At 63.9% G+C, this 21,124-nt stretch carries 16 protein-coding genes; 11 read left to right on the top strand and 5 right to left on the bottom strand.

The window, feature by feature from the left end:
• The first annotated feature begins 77 nt into the window (after nucleotides 1-77).
• The 6 genes from AC07OE_RS15070 to AC07OE_RS15045 are packed head-to-tail and all read left to right on the top strand — an operon-like array spanning nucleotide 78 to nucleotide 6,978.
• Nucleotides 78-1,622, top strand: coding sequence for a sugar ABC transporter ATP-binding protein (locus tag AC07OE_RS15070; RefSeq protein ID WP_495071393.1), 1,545 nt, complete (start codon nucleotides 78-80; stop codon nucleotides 1,620-1,622).
• The gene (locus tag AC07OE_RS15065; RefSeq protein WP_495071392.1) at nucleotides 1,619-2,626 is read left to right on the top strand and encodes an ABC transporter permease; all 1,008 of its coding nucleotides are present in this window, start codon (nucleotides 1,619-1,621) and stop codon (nucleotides 2,624-2,626) included. Before AC07OE_RS15070 ends, AC07OE_RS15065 begins: the two co-directional genes overlap by 4 nt.
• Nucleotides 2,623-3,585: an ABC transporter permease gene (locus AC07OE_RS15060; protein WP_495071391.1), complete on the top strand. Its 963-nt coding sequence runs from the start codon at nucleotides 2,623-2,625 to the stop codon at nucleotides 3,583-3,585. Before AC07OE_RS15065 ends, AC07OE_RS15060 begins: the two co-directional genes overlap by 4 nt.
• Complete coding sequence (rhaM, locus tag AC07OE_RS15055; protein WP_495071390.1) at nucleotides 3,582-3,914, top strand: L-rhamnose mutarotase; 333 nt, start codon at nucleotides 3,582-3,584, stop codon at nucleotides 3,912-3,914. Before AC07OE_RS15060 ends, rhaM begins: the two co-directional genes overlap by 4 nt.
• Nucleotides 3,915-3,918: 4 nt before the next feature.
• Nucleotides 3,919-5,355 (top strand): FGGY-family carbohydrate kinase, encoded by a 1,437-nt coding sequence (locus AC07OE_RS15050; protein ID WP_495071389.1) that lies wholly within the window; start codon nucleotides 3,919-3,921, stop codon nucleotides 5,353-5,355.
• Nucleotides 5,356-5,409: 54 nt separating this feature from the next.
• Nucleotides 5,410-6,978 carry a methyl-accepting chemotaxis protein gene (locus AC07OE_RS15045; protein ID WP_495071388.1) on the top strand — a complete coding sequence of 523 codons (1,569 nt, stop codon included), beginning with the start codon at nucleotides 5,410-5,412 and terminating at the stop codon, nucleotides 6,976-6,978.
• Nucleotides 6,979-6,981: 3 nt separating this feature from the next.
• On the opposite strand, the gene AC07OE_RS15040 is transcribed toward AC07OE_RS15045, so the two are convergent.
• A complete protein-coding gene (locus AC07OE_RS15040; RefSeq protein ID WP_495071387.1) occupies nucleotides 6,982-7,614 on the bottom strand; it encodes a hypothetical protein in 633 nt (210 codons plus the stop codon).
• Nucleotides 7,611-8,123 (bottom strand): Lrp/AsnC family transcriptional regulator, encoded by a 513-nt coding sequence (locus AC07OE_RS15035; protein WP_495071386.1) that lies wholly within the window; start codon nucleotides 8,121-8,123, stop codon nucleotides 7,611-7,613. The genes AC07OE_RS15040 and AC07OE_RS15035 overlap by 4 nt, the downstream gene beginning before the upstream one ends.
• Nucleotides 8,124-8,240: 117 nt before the next feature.
• Here AC07OE_RS15035 and AC07OE_RS15030 point away from each other — a divergent pair, with 117 nt between their 5' ends.
• From AC07OE_RS15030 to AC07OE_RS15010, 5 genes are all read left to right on the top strand, one after another.
• A complete protein-coding gene (locus AC07OE_RS15030; RefSeq protein WP_495071385.1) occupies nucleotides 8,241-11,876 on the top strand; it encodes an indolepyruvate ferredoxin oxidoreductase family protein in 3,636 nt (1,211 codons plus the stop codon).
• Between the two features lie 141 nt (nucleotides 11,877-12,017).
• Complete coding sequence (yajC, locus tag AC07OE_RS15025) at nucleotides 12,018-12,347, top strand: preprotein translocase subunit YajC (RefSeq protein ID WP_495071384.1); 330 nt, start codon at nucleotides 12,018-12,020, stop codon at nucleotides 12,345-12,347.
• Nucleotides 12,348-12,371: 24 nt separating this feature from the next.
• Nucleotides 12,372-14,252 carry a protein translocase subunit SecD gene (secD, locus tag AC07OE_RS15020; RefSeq protein ID WP_495071383.1) on the top strand — a complete coding sequence of 627 codons (1,881 nt, stop codon included), beginning with the start codon at nucleotides 12,372-12,374 and terminating at the stop codon, nucleotides 14,250-14,252.
• A 12-nt stretch (nucleotides 14,253-14,264) separates the two neighbouring features.
• Entirely contained in the window at nucleotides 14,265-15,218 is a 954-nt protein-coding gene (gene secF / locus AC07OE_RS15015; protein WP_495071382.1) for a protein translocase subunit SecF, read from the top strand.
• Nucleotides 15,219-15,231: 13 nt separating this feature from the next.
• Nucleotides 15,232-17,907, top strand: coding sequence for a DUF1631 family protein (locus AC07OE_RS15010; RefSeq protein WP_495071381.1), 2,676 nt, complete (start codon nucleotides 15,232-15,234; stop codon nucleotides 17,905-17,907).
• Between the two features lie 106 nt (nucleotides 17,908-18,013).
• Here the strand turns inward: AC07OE_RS15010 and AC07OE_RS15005 are convergent, their stop codons facing one another.
• From AC07OE_RS15005 to AC07OE_RS14995, 3 genes are all read right to left on the bottom strand, one after another.
• Entirely contained in the window at nucleotides 18,014-18,511 is a 498-nt protein-coding gene (locus AC07OE_RS15005; RefSeq protein WP_495071380.1) for a Smg family protein, read from the bottom strand.
• Between the two features lie 97 nt (nucleotides 18,512-18,608).
• Entirely contained in the window at nucleotides 18,609-19,763 is a 1,155-nt protein-coding gene (gene dprA / locus AC07OE_RS15000) for a DNA-processing protein DprA (RefSeq protein WP_495071379.1), read from the bottom strand.
• A gap of 26 nt (nucleotides 19,764-19,789) precedes the next feature.
• Nucleotides 19,790-21,001 carry a LysM peptidoglycan-binding domain-containing protein gene (locus AC07OE_RS14995; RefSeq protein ID WP_495071378.1) on the bottom strand — a complete coding sequence of 404 codons (1,212 nt, stop codon included), beginning with the start codon at nucleotides 20,999-21,001 and terminating at the stop codon, nucleotides 19,790-19,792.
• Nucleotides 21,002-21,124: the final 123 nt, after the last annotated feature.

The following is a 21,124-nucleotide window of genomic DNA, read 5'->3' as shown; positions in this document are numbered from 1 at the left end:
AGTCGTTGAACGGCTAAGTTCGTGGGGCATCGCTCTCGGGTAGATGCCCCTATTTTTTGGAATGTTGGATTCTCATCATGTCTGATGTATTGCTGAGCCTGCGGACCATCCACAAGCGCTATGGCGCAACCCACGCGCTGCGCGGAGTGGACCTGGATTTACGGGCCGGAGAAGTGCTGGCCCTGGTGGGCGAGAACGGCGCGGGCAAGTCCACGCTGGTCAAGATGCTCACCGGCGTGGTGCCGGTGGACGAGGGGGTGATCACGCTCAATGGCGTGACCCAGAGCTTTGCCAACGCACAGGCCTCGCAGGCTGCAGGCATCTTGGCCGTGCACCAGGAAACGGTGATGTTCGAAGAACTCAGCGTGGCCGAAAACATTTACGTGGGGCGCCACCTGATGCGCGGCCCCTTCATCGACTGGAAGTCCATGAACACGCAGGCCCAGGCCGTGCTGGACCAGATTGGCGCGCGCTTCCAGGCCACCACCTTGGTGAAGGACCTGAGCTTGGCCGAGCGCCACCTGGTGGAGATTGCGCGGGCTCTCTCGCAAAAGGCCTTGGTGGTCATTTTGGACGAGCCCACGGCCGCCCTGTCGCAGGCCGAGATCCGCGACTTCTACGGCATCGTGCGCCAGCTGCGCGACCAGGGCGTAGGCGTGATCTTCATCACCCACAAGTTCGATGAGATTTTTGCCGTGGCGGACCGCTACGTGGTGCTGCGCGACGGTGCCGCCGTGGGCAGTGGTGCAATTGCCGATGCGACCGAGCAGGAGCTGGTCAAGCTCATGGCCGGACGCGCCATCGACCAGATTTACCCGCACATTGCTTCCGTTCCTGGTGAAGTGGTGATGACGGTCAAGAACCTGTCGCACCCCACCGAATTCAACAACGTGGCCTTCGAACTGCGCCGTGGTGAGATTCTGGGCTTCTACGGCCTGGTGGGCTCGGGCCGCAGTGAGGCCATGCTGGCCATCATGGGCCTGAACCCCGCGGCGCGTGGTGAGTTTGTGGTGTGCGGCCAGACCCTGCATGCGCGCCGCCCCGGCGACGCGATTGCCGCCGGCATTGCCTATGTGCCCGAAGAGCGCCAGCGCCAGGGCGGCATCCTGGGCTTCTCGGTGGAGCACAACATCAGCTTGGCCGGCCTCTCGCGTTTTGCGCGTGGCGTGTGGCTGTCCAAGGTGCGCGAATCGGCGTTGTGCCAGCGCATGATTGAACGTCTGCGCATCAAGACCCATTCACCCGACACCCTGTTGTCCGGCCTGTCCGGCGGCAACCAGCAGAAGGTGGTGATCGCCAAGTGGCTGGGGCTGGATCCGCGCATCGTGATTCTGGATGAGCCCACCAAGGGCATCGATGTGGGCGCCAAGCAGGCCGTCTACCAGCTCATTGCCGAGATGGTGGAGCAGGGCTTGGCCGTGATTCTGGTGTCCAGCGAACTGCCCGAAGTGATGCACCTGGCGCACCGCACCATCGTCATGCGCCGTGGCGTGCAGGTGGCGGAATTTGACCGTGCCCACGCGCACGCAGAACAGATCGTGGCCGCGGCCTCGGGCCTGACCGCTGTGCCGGTGCCCCGTGTGGCCGAACCCGCAACGGCGCAGGAGGCGCTTGCAGCATGACATCTCTGAAATCGATTCGGCGCGAATGGCTGCTCCTGGCCATCATCGTGGCCATCGCGCTGGCCGTGGGAGCCCGTGCGCCCGTCTTCCTGACCTGGCGCAACGGCATGGACATTGCCAATGACTCGGCCATCCTGGCCATCCTCGTCATGGGCCAGATGCTGGTGCTGCTGACGCGCGGCATTGACCTGTCAGTGGCCTCCAATTTGGCGCTGACCGGCATGGTTTGCGCGCTGATTGGCAAGGCCTGGCCCGGTGCGTCGGTGCCGGCGTTGCTGGTCATCGCCCTGGGCGTTGGCGCCTTACTGGGTGCCGTGAATGGCTGGCTCATCACGCGCTTTGAACTGCCACCCATTGTGGTCACGCTGGGTACCTTGTCCGCCTACCGCGGTGCCATCTTTGTGGCCAGCAAGGGTGCCTGGGTGTCCGATCAGGACATCCATGCCGTCATCAAGGGTCTGCCGCGCGAAGTGTGGCTGGGTCTTCCCGCGCTCGTGTGGTTTGCGCTGGTGGTGTTGGCGCTGGCCGCCGTGTTTTTGAAGCTGCGCCGCGAAGGCCGTGAAATCTATGCGCTGGGCGGCAACCCGCATGCGGCGGCCTATGTGGGCATCTCGGCCAACAAGCGGCTCATGATGGTTTACACGCTGTCGGGCATGCTGGCCGGTCTGGCCGGGCTACTGTGGGTAGGGCGCTATTCCATTGCCTACACCGAGTTGGCCGCGGGCTATGAGCTGACCGTGGTGGCGGCCTGCGTGATTGGCGGCGTGAGCATTGGCGGCGGCGTGGGCACGGTCTTGGGCGCGGCGCTCGGTGTGCTGTTCATCGGCGTGGTCAACGGCGCGCTGCCGGTGATCCAGGTCTCACCGTTTTGGCAGCAGGCGATTGCCGGTGCCGTGATTTTGATTTCGGTGACGGTGAATGCCCGTGCCGAGCGGCGCGCAGGGCGCCAGATTCTGGAACATAAAGCGATGACAAGCACGACCGCCCAAGGAGCCGCAGCATGAAGGCCTGGAACACATGGGAGCGGGTGCTGCTGGCCCTGCTGGTTGTGCTGCTGGTGGTGTTTGGCATCGCGCAGCCGGGCTTCATGACGCCCGACGCGCTGGCCGACAGCACCTTCAACTTCAGCGAAAAAGGCATCCTCGCACTGGCGCTGGCGCTGCTCATCATCACCGGCGAGATTGACCTGTCGATTGCGGCCATATTGGCGCTGAGTTCGCTGGCCATGGGCTATGCGATGAAGGCCGGTGCTGGCCCGCTGGGCATGACGCTGGCCGCCTTTGTGACCGGTGGTGTGGCTGGTGCCGTGAACGGCGTGCTGGTCACGCGCTACAAGCTGCCGTCCATCGTGGTGACCATCGGCACGCTGTCGCTGTACCGCGGCCTGGCCATGGTGGCACTGGGCGACCAGGCCATCTCGGGCTACCCCGAGGTGTTCTCCACGCTGGGCAACAGCTATGTAGGCGAGGTGGTCGGTGTGCGCTGGCTCATCATTCCGATCGAATTTGCCATCCTGTTGGTCGGTGCCATCGCGGTGGGCGTCACGTTGCACCGCACGGTGCTGGGCCGCCGCCTGTATGCCATCGGTGCGAACCCCGTGGCCGCGCGCTTCTCGGGCATTGAGGCGGACCGCTACCGCATGGCCTTGTTTGTATTTGCCGGCCTGATGGCAGCACTGGCTGCGGTGATGCTGACGGGCCGCATTGGCAGCACACGCCCCAATATCGCGATGGGCTGGGAGCTGGACGCCATCACCATGGTGATCCTGGGTGGCGTGGCGATTGAAGGCGGGCGTGGCAGCATCGTGGGCAGCATGCTGGCCGTGCTGCTGCTGGGCCTGTTCACCTTTGCCATGGGCATGGCCAATGTGACCGGCATTGTCATGAGCATGGTGATTGGTGCACTGCTGATTGTCTCCATGGTCTTGCCGCGCTTGCTCAAGCGCCAGGGAGCCCATGCATGAGCGATTTGGCACCTACCGAAAAATATGCGTTCCGCATGTTCCTGAACCCGGGCTGCGTGACGGAGTACAAAAAGCGCCATGACGCAATCTGGCCCGAGCTCAGCGCCCTGCTGAAGGATGCGGGGGTGAGCGACTACAGCATCTACCTGGACGAAGAACACCACGTGCTGTTTGCCGTGCTGCGCCGCACGGTGGGCCACACCATGGACAGTCTTCCCAGCCACCCGGTAATGCGGCGCTGGTGGGCCTACATGGCCGATATCATGCGCGCCAACTCCGATGGTTCGCCCGTGGCCGAGCCACTGCCCTGCCTGTTCCACTTGGAGTGAGGTGGTGAACGACGCACTGACGCTGGTGATCGACATCGGCAAAAGCCACGCCAAGCTGTTGATGGTGGACGCTGAGGGTACGGTGGTGGAGCGCCATGGGCGCGACAACGCCAGTGTGCCATCTCTCTTGGGCTACCCCGCGCTGGATGTGCAGGGTCTGGAAGACTGGATGGCGCAGACCCTGCGCACCTCGCCCAACACCCCGCGCTGTGGCCGCGCCATTGCTTCGACCCACGGTGCCGCGCTGGTGGCGCTGGGCGACGAAGGCTTGGCATGGGCACCCTTGGACTATGAGTTTGATGGCCTGGCACAGCACGCCTTGCTGGCGCAGGCGTTTGATGCTGCGGCCGATGGCTTTGCGCAGACCCTGTCGCCCGACCTCCCGGCGGGCTTGAATGCCGCGCGCCAGCTGTTCTATGTGCAAAACCTGCACCCTGAGGCCTGGCGGCGCACGCGCTGTTTGTTGCCATACGCGCAGTACTGGGCTTGGCGCCTGAGCGGCCAGCGCGCCAGCGAGGTGTCTTCGCTGGGCTGCCACACGCATCTGTGGCGCCCGCAGGATGGCGGTTTTTCCGCATTGGCGCAGGCCAAAGGATGGGCCGCACTGTTTGCACCGCTGCGCTCTGCCTGGGACGTGCTGGGCACCGTGCGCCCTGATATCGCCAAGGCCTGGGGCCTGCCTGCGCACTGCGAGGTGCATGTGGGCGTGCACGACAGCAATGCCTGTTTGGCGCGCTATCTCGATGCCTCACTGGCAGATGCCTATGCGTTGACCGTGGTCTCGTCCGGCACCTGGACCGTGCTGATGGCACCCGGCGCGCCTACGGCCAGTCTGCAGGCCGAGCGCGACATGTTGGCCAATGTGGACGTGCTGGGCCGCGCCACACCGACGGCCCGTTTCATGGGGGGGCGCGAGTTCGCGCACGTGTTGGCGGGTGCATCCCCGGATGCCGGGACTGTGGCCGATGTGGCGCGGTTATTGCGCAGCCAGACCCTGGCTTTGCCTTCGTTTGCCACGCAGGGAGGACCGTTTGCCCGGTGCGAGGGCGTGGTACTGCGCGCCGGCACTCCGTTTGCACTGATCGACCTGCCCGAAGGCGAGCGCTCTGCGCTGGCGGCGCTGTACTGCGCGCTGGTCACCAGTTGGCTGGTGCGCCAGCTCTGGCCGAAGACGGGCACGGTGGCACAGCGGCTGGTGGTGGAGGGGCCCCTGTCTCACAACGCCTTGTACATGGGTTTGTTGCCGAGTTTGCTGCCCGAGGTGGCTTGCTACGCCAGCGTGGACGCGTTGGAAGGCACGGCCCGTGGCGCCTGGCAACTCACGCGCTGGGACCAACCCGCAGACGCGACCTTGCTGCGTGCCGCCACACCGCTCGATCTGCCAACACTGACGGCCTACGCGGCGGCCTGGCAGCAGCGCGTGCTGCAAATCTCTTCTTGAACCAGCCGCCCCGGCGCACCAGGCGCGGGGTGGCGATAACAACCGGTGTTGGACATGAGAATTCAAAACCAGATCATTGGCTTGGGCGTGGTGGGGGCGGTATTCGTTGCCTTGGTGGGTCTGTCCGGGCTGGCTGCCACCCGGTCTATCCAGGGTGGGCTGGACGATGCGCTGCAAGCCAGCGTTTCGCTGAGCGAGAGCCAGACCGTGGGCACGCTGCTGGACTCGGTACGCGGTGACGCCCAGCTGGCCCTGTTTGCGGGCCGGCAGCGCAACCCGGACCGGCTGATGGAGGCCGAGAATGGTTTCAAACTGCACGCCAAGGCGTTCCAGGACGCGGTGACCAGCCTGCAGGCGCGCACGCTGCCTGCCAATGGCCAAACCGCGTTGCAAACCCTCACACCGCTGAGCGCCAGCTACCTGCAACAGGCCGCCAAAATTGTGGACCTGTCGGCCTCGGACACGCCACAAGCGGAAAGCCTGCTGGGCGATTTGCAAAAGACCTACGGGCAATTGACGGGGCCCGTGGCCACCTTGGGGCGGGAAATCTCGGCCGCTTCGGTGGCCCAGGTAGGCGCGGCAAACGCTACCATCGTGACCGCAGAACGCGCTGTGGTGCTGGCCCTGGGCGTGGCGGTGCTCATCTTGCTGGCCGCCGCCCTCTGGCTGGCGCAACAAATCAAGCGTCCCATGCTGCATGCGGTGGAGGTGGCCGGCAAGATTGCCCACGGGGACTTGTCCAGTCCTGTCCGGGTGTTTGGCAGCGCTGAGTTTGTACACCTGTTTCATGAGCTGCACACCATGCAGAGCGGCTTCGCCGACATCGTGGCCCGGGTGAAGCAGAACTCCGAATCGGTCGCCACGGCCAGCGCCGAGATCGCCCAAGGCAACCACGACCTGAGCGCCCGCACCGAACAACAAGCCAGCGCCCTGGAAGAAACCGCAGCGAGCATGGAAGAACTGGGCTCCACCGTCAAACAAAACGCCGACTCCGCCCGCCAGGCCAACCAATTGGCCATGAATGCCTCTACGGTAGCGATTCAAGGTGGAGAAGTGGTGGGCCAGGTGGTGGAAACCATGAAAGGCATCAACGAATCCAGTCGAAAGATTGCAGACATCATTAGCGTGATTGACGGTATCGCCTTCCAGACCAACATCCTGGCCCTGAACGCTGCCGTAGAAGCCGCCAGAGCCGGAGAACAGGGACGGGGCTTTGCGGTGGTGGCCTCCGAAGTCCGATCTTTGGCAGGACGCTCTGCCGAAGCCGCCAAAGAAATCAAAACCCTGATTGGCACCAGCGTGGAGCGGGTGGAACAGGGAACGGCCCTGGTGGACAAAGCCGGATCGACCATGACCGAAGTCGTCACCAGCATCAAGCGGGTGACCGACATCATGGGAGAAATCAGTGCGGCCAGCAACGAACAAAGTGCGGGCGTATCGCAAGTAGGAGAAGCAGTGACCCAGATGGACCAGGCCACGCAGCAGAACGCAGCATTGGTCGAAGAAATGGCGGCGGCCGCATCGAGCCTGAAGGCGCAGGCGCAGGATCTGGTGCAGGTGGTGGCGGTGTTCCGGCTCAGTGGCAGCCAGGACGCTTCTGCTGCCGTGTTGCTGCCCGCCTGAACGTCAACGCAAACTAACGCGCACCTGCACCTCGGTCCGGGTTTGCCCACTCTGCTGCTGCCCCCCCGTCAGCCCGGTCCCGCTGGACTGCGCGCTCTGTTCCGACTCCCCCACCGTCGTCCACTCATCCAGCGGCAGTGCCAACACGCTGCTGGTGCTGGAGGACGCCACAGCGCCGGGGATCGTGGTCGCAGAACGCAGCGCCTGCTGCGCCGCCAGTTCCAGCTCCACCAGCGTGCCGCCGTCCCAGCGTGGCGTGGCGCTGAAGCCCGTGCCGGCCTCCAGCAACACCGTGCCCACGGTGGTGACCACACGGCCATTTCGCACAAAGCCCTGCAGCAGGCGGATGGGCGTGGTGGTCTGCAGGCCCAGGCGCACGGGGCGTCCGTTGAGCACCAGCGCCTGCTGCATGGCCGAGCCGCTGTTGCGCGACTGGTTCATTTGCACCCCACCCCGGTTGCCCAGCTCCACGCCGGCGCGCTGGCTCTCGTCGGACTGCACCTGGCGCACCTCGATGAGCAAATTGCGCAGCGGTAGCGTTGCCGGTTTTGCTATCGAATCAGGAGCTGTCTGCGCATATACGACGGGGGCTAGAGGCCAAAATGATGCAAGAACCAGGGCGTGGCGGCGTTTCATGGGCGGCTCCGGGGTGGGGTCGTGGCGGTGGGCTGGGGCTGCAAATGGCCCAGCGGCAGGGCGCTGCTGGCCTTCACCTCGCCCAGCGAGAAGCTGGTGTGCACGTCTTTCACATTGGGCAGGTTGATCAGCACCTCGCGCGCGAACTGGCTGAAGGTGTTGAGGTCGCGGCTGACCACCTGCAGCTCGAAGGTGCCGGTGCCGCTGATGTAGTGGCAGCTGATCACCTCGGGGATCTGGCGGATGGCTTCTTCCAGCGCGTGCAGCACGTCGCCGCTGTTGCGGTTGGCGTCCAGCCGCACAAAGGCCAGCACGCCCAGGCCCATCTTCTGGCGGTTGATCTCGGCGCGGTAGCCGGTGATGAAGCCGCTTTCTTCCAGCGCCTTCACGCGGCGCCAGCAGGGCGCCGCACTCAGGCCCACGCGGTTGGCGAGTTCGGCGTTGCTCAGGCGCCCATCGTTTTGCAGTTCGTTCAGGATGGCAAGGTCAAATCGGTCAAGTGTTTCCATAAACTCTATTATGGAGAAAGAATCATTCTTTGAAAGCCCATATTTAGGCAAAGAACGCAAAGACATATCCGCCTTGCAGGCATACACTTTGCCGCAGCTATAACGGAGACAAGCACTATGAATGCACCCCTCAGCCGCGATCTGCCCGAGCACATCCGCACGGCGCTGGACACGGTCACCCTGGACGACAAATACGCGCTGGACTACGGTCGCGCTTTCATGAGCGGGGTGCAAGCCCTGGTCAAACTGCCCATGCTGCAGCGCGTGCGTGACCAGCGCCTGGGCAAGAACACGGCCGGTTTCATCAGCGGCTACCGCGGTTCGCCGCTGGGCACCTACGACCAGTCCCTGGTCAAGGCCGAGAAATACCTCCAGGCCCACCACATCCACTTCCAGCCCGGCGTCAACGAAGAGTTGGCCGCCACCGCGCTGTGGGGCACGCAGCAGCTGGGCTTTGCCCCGCCCGGCAGCAATAAATACGACGGCGTGTTCGGCATCTGGTACGGCAAAGGCCCGGGCGTGGACCGCTGCTCGGATGTGTTCAAACACGCCAACATGGCGGGTACCACGCCCTGGGGCGGTGTGATTGCCGTGGCAGGCGATGACCACATCTCCAAGAGCAGCACTGCCGCGCACCAGAGCGACCACATCTTCAAGGCCTGCGGCACGCCCGTGTTCTTCCCGGCCAACGTGCAGGAGATTTTGGACCTCGGCCTGCATGCCTTCGCCATGAGCCGCTTTTCGGGCGTGTGGGCCGGCATGAAAACGATCCAGGAGATCGTCGAGTCCAGCTCCACCGTGATGATCGACCCGGACCGCGTGATCACCCGCGTGCCGGCCGACTTCGAAATTCCCCCCGGCGGCCTGCACATCCGCTGGCCCGACCATGCGCTGGAGCAGGAAGCCCGGCTCATGGACTACAAGTGGTACGCCGCGCTGGCGTACATCCGGGCCAACCGGCTCAACTACAACGTCATCGAAGGCAAGCACGACCGCTTCGGCATCATCGCCAGCGGCAAGGCCTACAACGACACGCGCCAGGCCCTGCTGGACCTGGGGCTGGACGATGCCACCTGCCAACGCATCGGCATCCGCCTGCACAAGGTGGGCGTGGTCTGGCCGCTGGAGGCGCAGCTGACGCGCGAATTCGCCACCGGCCTGCAGGAGATTCTGGTGGTGGAAGAAAAGCGCCAGGTCATCGAATACCAGCTGAAAGAAGAGTTGTACAACTGGCGCGCCGACGTGCGGCCAACGGTGCTGGGCAAGTTCAACGAGGTGGAAACACCTGACCACTACGGCGCTGGCGGTGAATGGTCCATGCCCAATCCCATGGCCAACACGCTGCTGCGCGCCAACGCCGACCTCAACCCCGCTCTCATTGCGCGCGCCATTGCCCAGCGCATCAAGAAGCTGGGGCTGGATGCAGATACGAGTGCGCGCATCGACGCGCAAATGGCGATTCTGGAGGCCAAGGAACGCGCGATGCATGTGATCGAGCTCTCGGGCACCAAGGGCGCGGACCGCCAGCCCTGGTTCTGCTCGGGCTGCCCGCACAACACCTCCACCAAGGTGCCCGAAGGCTCACGCGCCATGGCCGGCATCGGCTGCCACTTCATGACCATCTGGATGGACCGCAGCACCGACGGCTTCACGCAGATGGGCGGCGAGGGTGTGCCCTGGGTGGGCCAGCAGCCCTTCACCCACGAGAAGCACATCTTCGCCAACCTGGGTGACGGCACCTACTTCCACAGTGGTCTGCTGGCCGTGCGCCAGAGCATTGCCGCGGGGGTCAACATCACCTACAAGATCCTCTACAACGACGCTGTCGCCATGACCGGTGGCCAACAGGTGGGCGAGCGGCCTGAAGGCCACTCTGTGGTGCAGATCGCCCAGAGCATGCGTGCGGAAGGCGCTATCAAAATCGTAGTGGTGACGGACGAGCCCGAAAAATACGACGATGTGGTGGGCCTGCCCGAAGGCATTGCCATTGAGCACCGCGACGAACTGGACCGCATCCAGCGCGAGTTCCGCGAGATTGCGGGCACCACCGTCATCATCTACGACCAGACCTGCGCCACGGAAAAGCGTCGCCGCCGCAAACGGGGCACGCTGGTGGACCCGGCCAAGCGCGTGGTCATCAACGAGCTGGTCTGCGAAGGCTGCGGCGACTGCGGCGTGCAGAGCAACTGCATGAGCGTGGAGCCACTGGAGACCGAGTTTGGTCGCAAGCGCCAGATCAACCAGAGTACCTGCAACAAGGATTTTTCTTGCGTCAAGGGCTTCTGCCCCAGCTTTGTCACCGTGGAGGGCGGCAACCTGAAGAAGGCCGCCAAGCCCAAGGCGGGTGACGCACAGGCCGCATCCTGGCCGACCTTGCCCGAGCCGCTGATTCCCGATGTGGCCACCGTGCCCGGTGGCGTCTGGGGCACCATCGTCGCCGGCGTGGGCGGTACGGGCGTCATCACCATCGGCCAGCTGTTGGGTGTGGCCGCCCATCTGGAAGGCAAGGGCATCGTCACCCAGGATGCCGGTGGCCTGGCCCAAAAGGGCGGCGCCACCTGGAGTCACGTGCTCATAGGCGCGAGCCAGGACGCCATCCGCACCACCCGCGTGGGCACCGCCTCGGCCGATCTGGTGCTGGGATGCGACCCCATCGTGGTGGCAGGCAAGGAAACCCTGGTGCGCATGCGCCCGGGCCGCACCCATGTGGCGCTGAACGCAAACAGCGCGCCCACGGCCGCCTTTGTGAAGAACGCCAACTGGACCAACCCTGGCGAACAGTGTGTGACCGACATCACCAAGACCGTGGGCGAGGGCAATGTGGGCGTGTTTGATGCCGACGCGGCAGCAACCCACCTGCTCGGCGACAGCATCTATACCAACCCCATGATGCTGGGCTACGCTTGGCAAAAGGGATGGATCCCGCTGGGGCTGGCGTCCCTCATGCGCGCTATCGAGCTCAACGCTGTGGCTGTGGCCAACAACAAGGCCGCGTTTGAGTGGGGTCGCCGCGCCGCGGTGGACTGGCCTGCGGTGCAGCGAGCCATCAATCCGGGCCAGGTGATTGCCTTCACGCCGCGCCAGCACCAGTCGCTGGATGCCCTGGTGCACAAGCGCGTGGAGTTTTTGACGGGCTACCAGAACGCGGCCTACGCCCAGAGCTACGCCGATTTTGTGGCCAAGGTGCGCGCTGTCGAGGCGGCCGCGGCAGGTGGCGACAAGCTGCCTCTGTCCGAAGCCGTCGCGCGCTACTTGTTCAAGCTCATGGCCTACAAGGACGAATACGAGGTGGCCCGCCTGCACACCGACACGGCCTTCCGTGCCAAGGTGGAAGGCATGTTCGAGGGCGACTTCAAGCTGGCCTACCACCTGGCGCCGCCCCTGTTGGCCCGTAAGAACGACCAAGGCGAACTGCAGAAGATGCGTCTGGGCGGCTGGATGCGCCCAGTGTTTGGCGTGCTGGCGTCTCTGAAAGGCCTGCGCGGCACCGCGCTGGACGTGTTTGGCTATACCGCCGAACGCCAGGAAGAGCGCGCCCTGATTGCCGAGTACCGCGAGGCCATCGAGTCCCTGCTGCCCACCCTGGGCGCTGGTAACCGGGATGCCGCCGCCGCCTTTGCCCGCGTGCCGGAGCAGATCCGCGGCTATGGCCACGTCAAGGCGCGCCACCTCGTGGCTGCACGGCAGCAGTGGAACCTGCTGCTGGACAAATGCCGCCAGGCACCCGCTGTCAAGCAAACCCAGGCCGCCTAGGGCCTTGCCCGCCCGGCCAGGGCGGGCCTTTTCCCCGGCTTACAATGACCGGTTGCTCGCCTTGGGGCGGCATGGCCGTGCGCGGCTGCCCCTGGGGCGAGAGCGCTTTTGTCGTTGGTCCATTTTTGTGGAGTTTTGCCCGTGTTTATTTCTTCTGCTTTTGCCCAAACCGCTCCTGCCGCCGCTGGCGGTGACATGCAATCCACCCTGATGAGCATGCTGCCCTTGGTGCTGATGTTTGTGGTGCTCTATTTCGTGATGATCCGCCCCCAGATGAAGAAGCAGAAAGAGCACCGCGCCATGATTGACGCGCTGGCCAAGGGCGACGAAGTCGTTACCGCCGGTGGCGTACTCGGCAAGGTCAGCAAGATGGGCGACAGCTACGTCGGTCTGGAAGTGGCCAACGGCGTTGAAATCCAGGTGCAACGCAGCGCCGTGGTGCAAGTGCTGCCCAAGGGTTCCATCAAGTAATTTCTCTCAAAGCGACGCGCGATCATGAACCGTTACCCGGTGTGGAAGTACGCGATCATCCTGATCGCGCTCGTGGTGGGGGGCCTGTACGCCCTGCCCAATGTGTTTGGTGAAGCCCCTGCGGTGCAGGTGTCGGTGGCCAAGTCCAGCCTCAAGCTGGACACCGTGGCCCTGGCCAAGGTGGAAGAGGTTTTGAAGACCGCGGGCCTAGCGCCTGAGGCGTTGAGCCTGGACGGTGCCTCCATCAAGGCCCGTTTTGCCGATACCGATGCCCAGCTCAAGGCCAAGGACGCGCTGCAGAAGGCGCTGAATCCTGATGCGGCAGACCCCGCCTATGTGGTGGCGTTGAACCTGCTGTCCCGCTCGCCCGCCTGGTTGACCTCGCTGCGCGCATCGCCCATGTACCTGGGGCTGGACTTGCGCGGTGGCGTGCACTTCATGCTGCAGGTGGACATGCAGGCCGCGCTGACCAAGAAGGCCGAGTCGCTGGCCGGCGATATCCGTACCAGCCTGCGCGAGAAAAATGTGCGCCACAGCGGCATCACCCGCAACGGCCAGACCATTGAAATCCGGTTCCGCGATGCAGCGACGGCCGAAGAAGCCAGGCGCGTCATCCAAGATCAGTTTGCCGAACTCGATACCGTGCAAACCGCAGACGGTACCGATGTGAAGATGGTGGCCTCCATCAAGCCTGTGGCTGCGCGCAATGTGCAGACCCAGGCGCTCAAGCAGAACATCACGACGCTGCACAACCGGATTAACGAACTCGGCGTGGCCGAACCCGTGATCCAGCAGCAAGGTCTGGACCGCATTGTGGTGCAGCTGCCCGGCGTGCAGGACACGGCCAAAGCCAAGGACATCCTGGGCCGCACCGCCACACTGGAAATCCGCATGGTGGACGAAGGTACTGAGGCGCGTGCTGCTGAGTCCGGCGCCGGCCCTGTGCCCTTTGGTTCCGAACGTTACCTGGAGCGCAACGGCCAGGGCGTGGTTGTGAAGAAACAGGTCATCCTGACCGGCGAAAACTTGACCGACGCCCAGCCCGGTTTTGACAGCCAGAGCCATGAACCCACGGTCAACCTGTCGCTGGACGCGAAGGGCTCACGCATCTTCCGCGATGTGACGCGGGAGAACATCGGCAAGCGCATGGCCATTCTTTTGTTTGAAAAAGGCAAGGGTGAAGTGGTGACGGCTCCCGTGATCCGCTCCGAAATCGGTGGTGGCCGTGTGCAAATTTCTGGTCGCATGACCACGGTGGAGGCGGCCGATACGGCGCTGCTGCTGCGCGCTGGTTCCCTGGCGGCGCCCATGGAAATCATCGAAGAACGCACCATCGGCCCCAGCCTGGGCGCGGAAAATATCTCCAAAGGCTTCCACAGCGTGACTTGGGGTTTCCTGGCTGTGGCTGTTTTCATGTGTGTTTACTACATGCTGTTTGGCGTGATCTCCAGCATTGCACTGGCATTCAACCTCTTGCTCTTGGTCGCCGTGCTGTCCATGTTGCAGGCTACGTTGACATTGCCCGGCATGGCCGCCATGGCCTTGGTGCTGGGGATGGCGATTGACGCCAACGTGCTGATCAACGAGCGCGTGCGCGAAGAGCTGCGCAACGGCGCCTCGCCGCAGGCGGCCATTCACGCCGGTTACGACCGCGCCTGGGCCACCATCATCGACTCCAACGTCACCACGCTGATCGCCGGCCTGGCCTTGCTGGCCTTCGGTTCTGGCCCGGTGCGCGGCTTCGCCGTGGTGCACTGCCTGGGCATTTTGACCAGCATGTTCTCCGGGGTCTTCTTCTCCCGGGGCGTGGTGAATTTGTGGTACGGTAGGCAAAAGAAGCTCAAGACTGTGTCGATTGGCACGGTGTGGCGGCCTGATTCCGGCAGTCAGGTGACGACCAACTAAAGGGAAACGGGCATGGAATTCTTCAAAATTCGCCGTGACATTCCGTTCATGCGGAATGCCTTGGTATTCAATCTGGTCTCGCTGATCACTTTTGTGGCAGCGGTCTTCTTCCTCTTCACGCGCCACCTGCACCTGTCGGTGGAATTCACCGGCGGCACCCTCATGGAGGTGAGCTACTCACAGCCCGCCGACCTCAACGCGATTCGTAGCGCCGTGGACAAGCTGGGCATCAACGATGTGCAGGTGCAGAACTTTGGCACCGCCCAGGACGTGCTGATCCGGATGCCGGTGCAAAAGGGCAGCACCTCCAGCCAGCAAAGCGATAAGGTGCTGGAAGCGCTCAAGGCCAGCGATCCGTCGGCCACCCTTCGCCGCACCGAATTTGTCGGACCCCAGGTGGGGGATGAATTGGCGGCCGATGGCCTCAAGGCCCTGGCCTTTGTGGTGGCCGGCATCATGATCTATCTGGCGGTGCGCTTTGAGTGGAAGTTTGCCGTGGCCGCCATCATCGCCAACCTGCACGATGTGGTCATCATCCTGGGCTTTTTCGCCTTCTTCCAGTGGGAATTCTCCCTGCCCGTGCTGGCTGCGGTGCTGGCGGTGCTGGGCTACTCGGTGAACGAGTCAGTGGTGATCTTTGACCGTATTCGCGAGAACTTCCGCCGTTATCGCAAGATGAACACCGAAGAGATCATCGACAACGCGATCACCTCCACCATCAGCCGCACCATCATTACCCACGGTGCGACCCAGATGATGGTGCTGTCCATGCTGCTGTTCGGTGGTGCCACGCTGCATTACTTTGCGCTGGCGTTGACCATCGGGATTTTGTTTGGTATTTACTCCTCAGTCTTCGTGGCCGCGGCCATTGCCATGTGGCTGGGCATCCAGCGCGAAGATTTGGTCAAGGGTGGTCCCAAGAAGGAGATCGATCCCAACGACCCCAATGCAGGCGCGACTGTTTAAGCGATAACAAGCCATGGCAACCGGACCCGTGCTCTCTCCCCGATTGCAACTCGCCCGCGCAGTGCGCGAACGTTTTTTGGCGGAAGCCGGTAAAGCCGCGCTGGAAATCACCGGTGCGGTGCAGGAGCGGCTGACGACGCTGATGGACGAGCTGGCCAATGCCCGCGAGTCCCAGACCCGCCGAGACACCTGGATGGCCTACAAGCGCTGCCGCCCCCTATGGCTGGACGCGACCATGAAGGCTTGGCGCGAGTGCCTGGATCCGCCCAAACAGAAGAAGGCGGCCTCGCTGGAAACTGCGGGGCTGGAGCTGGTGGGGACCGAGGTGGTGGAGAACAAGATCCTTGCGTCGCGCTTGGTGCTGGCCGTCAATGAAAAAGTGCTGCCCCAGCTGGACGACCTGCGGGTGCGCATCAAATATCTCGAGGGGACCGACGACCTGGAAGGTAACGACCTGTTGCGTCCCGAGGTGCTGGTGCTCCTGATGGTGGAGCAATGGGCCCAATCGGGTATGCCGGGTGAGTCCTGGCCCATGGTGAACGATGTGGTTCAGAAGCTGCTGATCGAGCGGCTGGTGATCGCCTACAAGAACGCTAACGACGTACTGATCAGCAAGGGCGTGATGCCCACCATTGAGCTGAAAGACCGTGTCAAGGCGCCCGTGCGCCAAATGGGAGCCAATCGCCCCCGTCCCCCGGCAGCGGGTGCCCAGCCGCAGGCCCCTCAGCCTGGTGAAATGGGTCCCAGCGGCTATGGCGATGTAGGTGGTTACGGTGGCGCGCCTCAGGGCGGAGGCGGGTACCAGCAGGCCTATGCGCCCACCGGTCATGCAGGTCTGGATGGTGGTCCTGTGGGCGGTGGTGGTGCCATGCAAGCAGGCAATGGCGCTGCGCCAGGCTATGGTGGTGGGCAGGGATACGCAGGCCACTCAGGGCCTGAGGCTTCTGGACCAGGGGCTGCGGGTGGGGCGCCACGTTCCGGTGGTGGATTCTTTGGTGGGCGCTTGGGCTGGGGTGGCGGTGGCAATGCTGCATCTGCAGGACCGGCACAGGTGGCAGGCAGTGGTCCGCAGAGCGTCACGCCCTCTACCCCCACTCCGTTTTGGCGCCAATCGTCCGGCTCCAACAGCATGCCTGGCCAAGCCTATGGCACGTCGGAAGAGACCCGCATGCTCACCACGAATACACCGATTGCGCGCGCGCGCAGCCGGGCCCAAGGGGTGATTGGCCAGATTCGCAGGCTGTTTGTCAGCCATGGCGGCGGTGACTTTGTCGGCACAGCCCACCACACGCCCTCGCCGGCGTTGGCTGCAGCCATGGCACCACGCATGGATGGTGCTGGCGGCATGGTGTATGCCGCAGGCGGAACGCTGTACGAAGACTACAGCCCGGCCGGCGTGGCCCGTGTGGCAGGCGACCTGCGCGAGAAGTCGGCTGAACTCAAGAAAAAGGCCGAGACCAAGGGCGAGAAAGCCACGATCGAGATCGTCGCCTTGATGTTCCAGGCCATTTTGGCCGAGGAGCGCATTCCTCCGGGCATCCGCGTGTGGTTCGCGCGCCTGCAAATGCCGGTGCTGCGCGTGGCGCTGGAAGACCCCGATTTCTTTGGCACGGCCGATCACCCGGCGCGCCAGCTGATCGACCGCATGGGTTCCGTGGTCATGGGCTTTGACGCTGCAGGCGTGCAGGGCAAGGCCATGGAGAGCGAGATCAAGCGCATCGTGCAGGTCATCGAGCAGTACCCAGAGACCGGCAAAAAGGTGTACCAAATTGTGTTTGAGGAGTTCCAGAAATTCCTCTCCAAGTTCCTCACCGAAAAGGGCCCGACCCAGAAAGTGGTGAGCGTGGCGCAGCAGGTCGAGCAGAAAGAGACGCTTGCCATCCAGTACACCATCGAGATGCGCAACATGTTGAAAGACATGCCCGTGCGCGACGAGATCCGGGACTTCCTCTTCAAGGTTTGGGCCGAGGTGCTGGCCGTGGCCGCCGTACGCAAGGGGCCGCAGCATGCAGACACCTTGGTGCTCAAGAAGTCAGCCACCGACCTGATCTGGGCTGCCAGCGCCAAGCCCAACCGCGCCGACCGTGCGCGCGTGATTCAAGACCTGCCCAATCTGCTGCTGCGTTTGCGCTCCGGCATGACGCTGCTGGCCATGGCGCCCAGCGAGCAGGAAGGCCATGTGAAACGCATCAGCGATACGCTGGCGGACGCCTTCATGTCCAAGACCCAGGCCATTCCGCAGGCCAAAATCGATGCCATGGCGCAACGCTTGGGCAATCTGGAAGACTTTGTGTCGGAAGACGGCATGGGTGACCTACCGCTGGATGCCGAAAGCATCGAGATGATGCTGGGCATCGATGCCTCCGCGCTGGAGGTGGTGGCCAACGGGGGCTCCAAGCCCACAGCCGCCATGCTGGCCTGGGCGCAGGAGCTGCAACTGGGTTCGTGGTTCACGCTGGACCACAACAACCAGATCACGCAGGTGCAATTCGCCTGGCGCAGCGACCGCAAGCATCTGAACCTGTTTGCAGCCACATCGGGCAAGAGTTTCCTGATTCAGGGGGGACGCCTGGCGGCCTACTTGCAGGCCGGCTTGCTGTTGCCGCAAGAAGAAGAGGCCCTCACTGTGCGTGCCACGCGTGATGCGCTGGCCAAGCTCGAGGCCAACCCGGAACGCCTGCTGGCCTGATAGACGGCGTGTGGGCGCCGGTGCCAACGCGCTGTCGGACCGCCCCAAGGCGAATTAACCCCCTGGATGGTTGCAACCCGCGCAGCGGCGGAGCGTGGTGGCGTAGTTAGTGGGCTACGCGATCGCCGGGGTTGTCACACAGCTCGTCGAGCACCAGCGCATCGGGTTCAAGCCCAAAACTCCAGAACACCATCAAGATAATCGTTTTCAGGTCGTCCAAGGCGACGGGGCTGCCCGGTGCGGCCATGGCGCGGTCAATGACGACCTCGCGCATGTGGGCGGGCAGCACGCCGTTGGATTCCAGAAAGCTGATGAAACCCAGGCACTGGGGACCCAGGTGGTTTTGTTCGTACGGCGGGTAGATGCGCACGCTGGAGGCCAGCGGCAGGCGCAGCCATGGATCGGCTGGAACTGTGGGCAGAGTTTCCGGCACCGGGCGGGCTCCGCGGGAGGCCGCGCTGAGCCCGTTGAGCCATGTCATGGCTTCCTCGATTTCGTCGGCCTCAAAGCCCACGGCGCTGAGTTTGCGCTGGAGATGCGCCGGTTCAGGGTAGCCCTCATCGGCATAGTAGTTTTCGTAAACGAAGACAAGCACTTCAAACATGGGAGCCAATATAGCGCAGAAAAAACGGCTTCGCGCCAGCGGGCGAAACTGCCCCTCTTTTCTCCGGATTGAAGGGTCTGGCGGATTGGATTGGGGGCTAAGCCTGGCCCATGCGCTGGAACCGCCCGCCCGGCAGGCGCGCTACCTGGCCCTGTAGTTCCAGACCCATGAGCAGGGCCTGCAGGCTGGCCGTGTCCAGGCCTGTGCGTGCCTGCAGGGCATCCAGGCCACTGGGGTCGTAGCCCAGTGCGTCCAGCACCGAAGCTTCGGCATCATTCAAAGTGCTAGCCCCCGTGGGTTCTTGGTTAGCTGCTCTCAGGTTGATAGCGAATCCTGTGCTGTCGGGCAGCTGCAGCTCCTCCAGAATGTCCTGCGCGCCCTCCACCAGCTTTGCGCCCTGCTTGATCAAGGCATGGCAGCCACGCGCTTGCGTGGCGTGGATGGAGCCCGGAATGGCGAACACGTCTTTGCCTTGTTCCACGGCTAGGCGCGCCGTGATCAGGGATCCGGATTTGAGTGCGGCCTCCACCACCAGCGTGCCGCGCGCCAGGCCCGCAATGATGCGGTTGCGTTTTGGGAAATTGGCCGAAAGGGGCGGTGTGCCCAGCGGGTATTCGCTGAGCAGCAGACCACGCTGGGCGATGCGGTGCGCCAGGTCGAAGTGGTCTTTGGGATAGACGCGGTCCAGTCCGGTGCCGACCACGGCAATGGTGGCCAGCTGCCCCTCGGGGGCGCCGTCCAGCGCACCTTCATGTGCCGCACCGTCCACGCCCAGTGCCAGGCCCGACACCACGGTTAGGCCAGCTCGGGCCAGCGCTTCGGAAAACTGCCGTGCGTTGGCCCTGCCTTGGGGGGTGGGGTTGCGGCTGCCGACCACGGCGATGCCGGCGGCAGCACACTGGGCCAACTGCGCCCACTGACCAGACGCGCCCATGGCGTACAGCAGCAGGGGCGGGTCCTCCATGTCCAGCAAGGCCTGGGGATAGTTAGGGTCGCCCAGTGCCAGCACGCGGCGTTGCGTGGGTTGTGCGGCCAACCAGGCCAGGGTGGTGTGCAGTTGGTCTGCCAGTTCCGGCGGCTCCTGCAGCAGCCCGGCGGCCCGGGCGCCTACACAAGATTTCAGTGCGGCGGCAGACTGGGTAAACACGTGCTGCGGCAACCCGAAGGTCGCCAGCAGCTTGCGCGCCGTGCTATTGCCCACACCGGGGCTGAGCTGCAGGCGCAGCCAAGCGCTGAGTTCGTCGGGCTCCACAGTCAGGAGTACCGGGGCGGGTTGGGTTACTTGGGGTTGATCAGACGGTCACCCACACGCACGCTGTCCGTGATTTCCAGGATCAGCGCGTAGGACAGGCGGTCGTAGGTGCGGAACACCATCAGCAGGCCGTTGCGCTCGTCGGGCAGCTTCATCAGTGGGTGGGCCGGATCAGACTTGTCCACGATCTTGGCGCCGTCCTTCAGGATGGCCAACACATGGCCTGGCTCCATACCGTCGTTCTTGCCGCGGTTGATGGCTACCACCTGGTTCTGGCCGGCATTGGCCACGGCGCTACCGTAGACCGACACGATGCGGGCCGCGACTTGTGTGCTGGGTGCGTGGGGCACGTAGGCCGTGAGTTCGCGGGGCGGCTCGGGGAGCATGCGGTCACCGACGCGCATCTCTTCCTTGGCGGCCACGATATCGATGGTGGCGGGCACGATGGCGCTGGCCATCTTGCCTTCCTCGCCTTCCACCTCGGTCGTGCTCTCTCCGCGGACCAGCGTGGCCTTGCCCACGTACTGGGCTTCATAGCCCAGAACTTCACCTGTGGCGGGGTCTTTCAGTGGCGTGGCGTTGCGGAACACACGGAACATCTGCTGTTCCTTGCTCAGGTCGTCCATCAGCGGGCTGCCGTTGGAGCTGCGGGCATAGGCGCGGTCGCCGCGGGTCAGCAGCACGCGGCCTTCCTGGGTGGACACAATGCGTGGGGCGACCTTCAGGCCGGCTTCGTCCACGATCAGGGGTTCGGCCAGGAAGGCCTCAATGATGCGGGACTTGAGGGTGGGCAGGGCTTGGTCGGCCAGCGATTCAAAGCGGGTGCGGGGGCTGACGCGCACGGTGTCGGTGGGAGCGTCCTCGGTCGAACTGCCCACGCGCAGCGTGGCCATGCCGTTTTTGCGCTCCAGCACCAGCACCTGGCCAGGGTAGATGCGGTGCGGGTTTTTGATGTCGGTGAGGTTCATGCCCCAGAGCTCGGGCCAGCGCCAGGGGCTCTTGAGGTAGAGGGTGGAGATCGCCCACAGCGTGTCACCACTCTTGACGGTGTAGCGCTCCGGTGCATTGGCGGCCAGTTCGCTCAGCGGCACACCTTTTTGGGCCACATCGTTGGCGGTTTGCTTCTGGGCGGCCGAGATCGGGAAGTTCTGGGCCCAGGTCGCGTTGCCGGCCAAAGTGGCCAGTGCAGCCAGGGCGGCGATGGCCACGCTGGATTTCGCCTTGAGGTGTGTCGTCATAGGGTGCGAATCGGTGAAGGAACTTGATAATTTACGCGCGATTTTGCGCTCAAGCCCTTGATTCGGCAACGTTTTTAGCCCTTTGGGGCTGCGAGGGAACCCAAAAGTGGCGAAAATAGCGAC

Source organism: Rhodoferax sp. GW821-FHT09E07 (assembly GCF_059416145.1).
The sequence above is the reverse complement of the archived record's forward strand: the minus strand, read 5'-3'. Positions and strand labels throughout refer to the sequence as shown.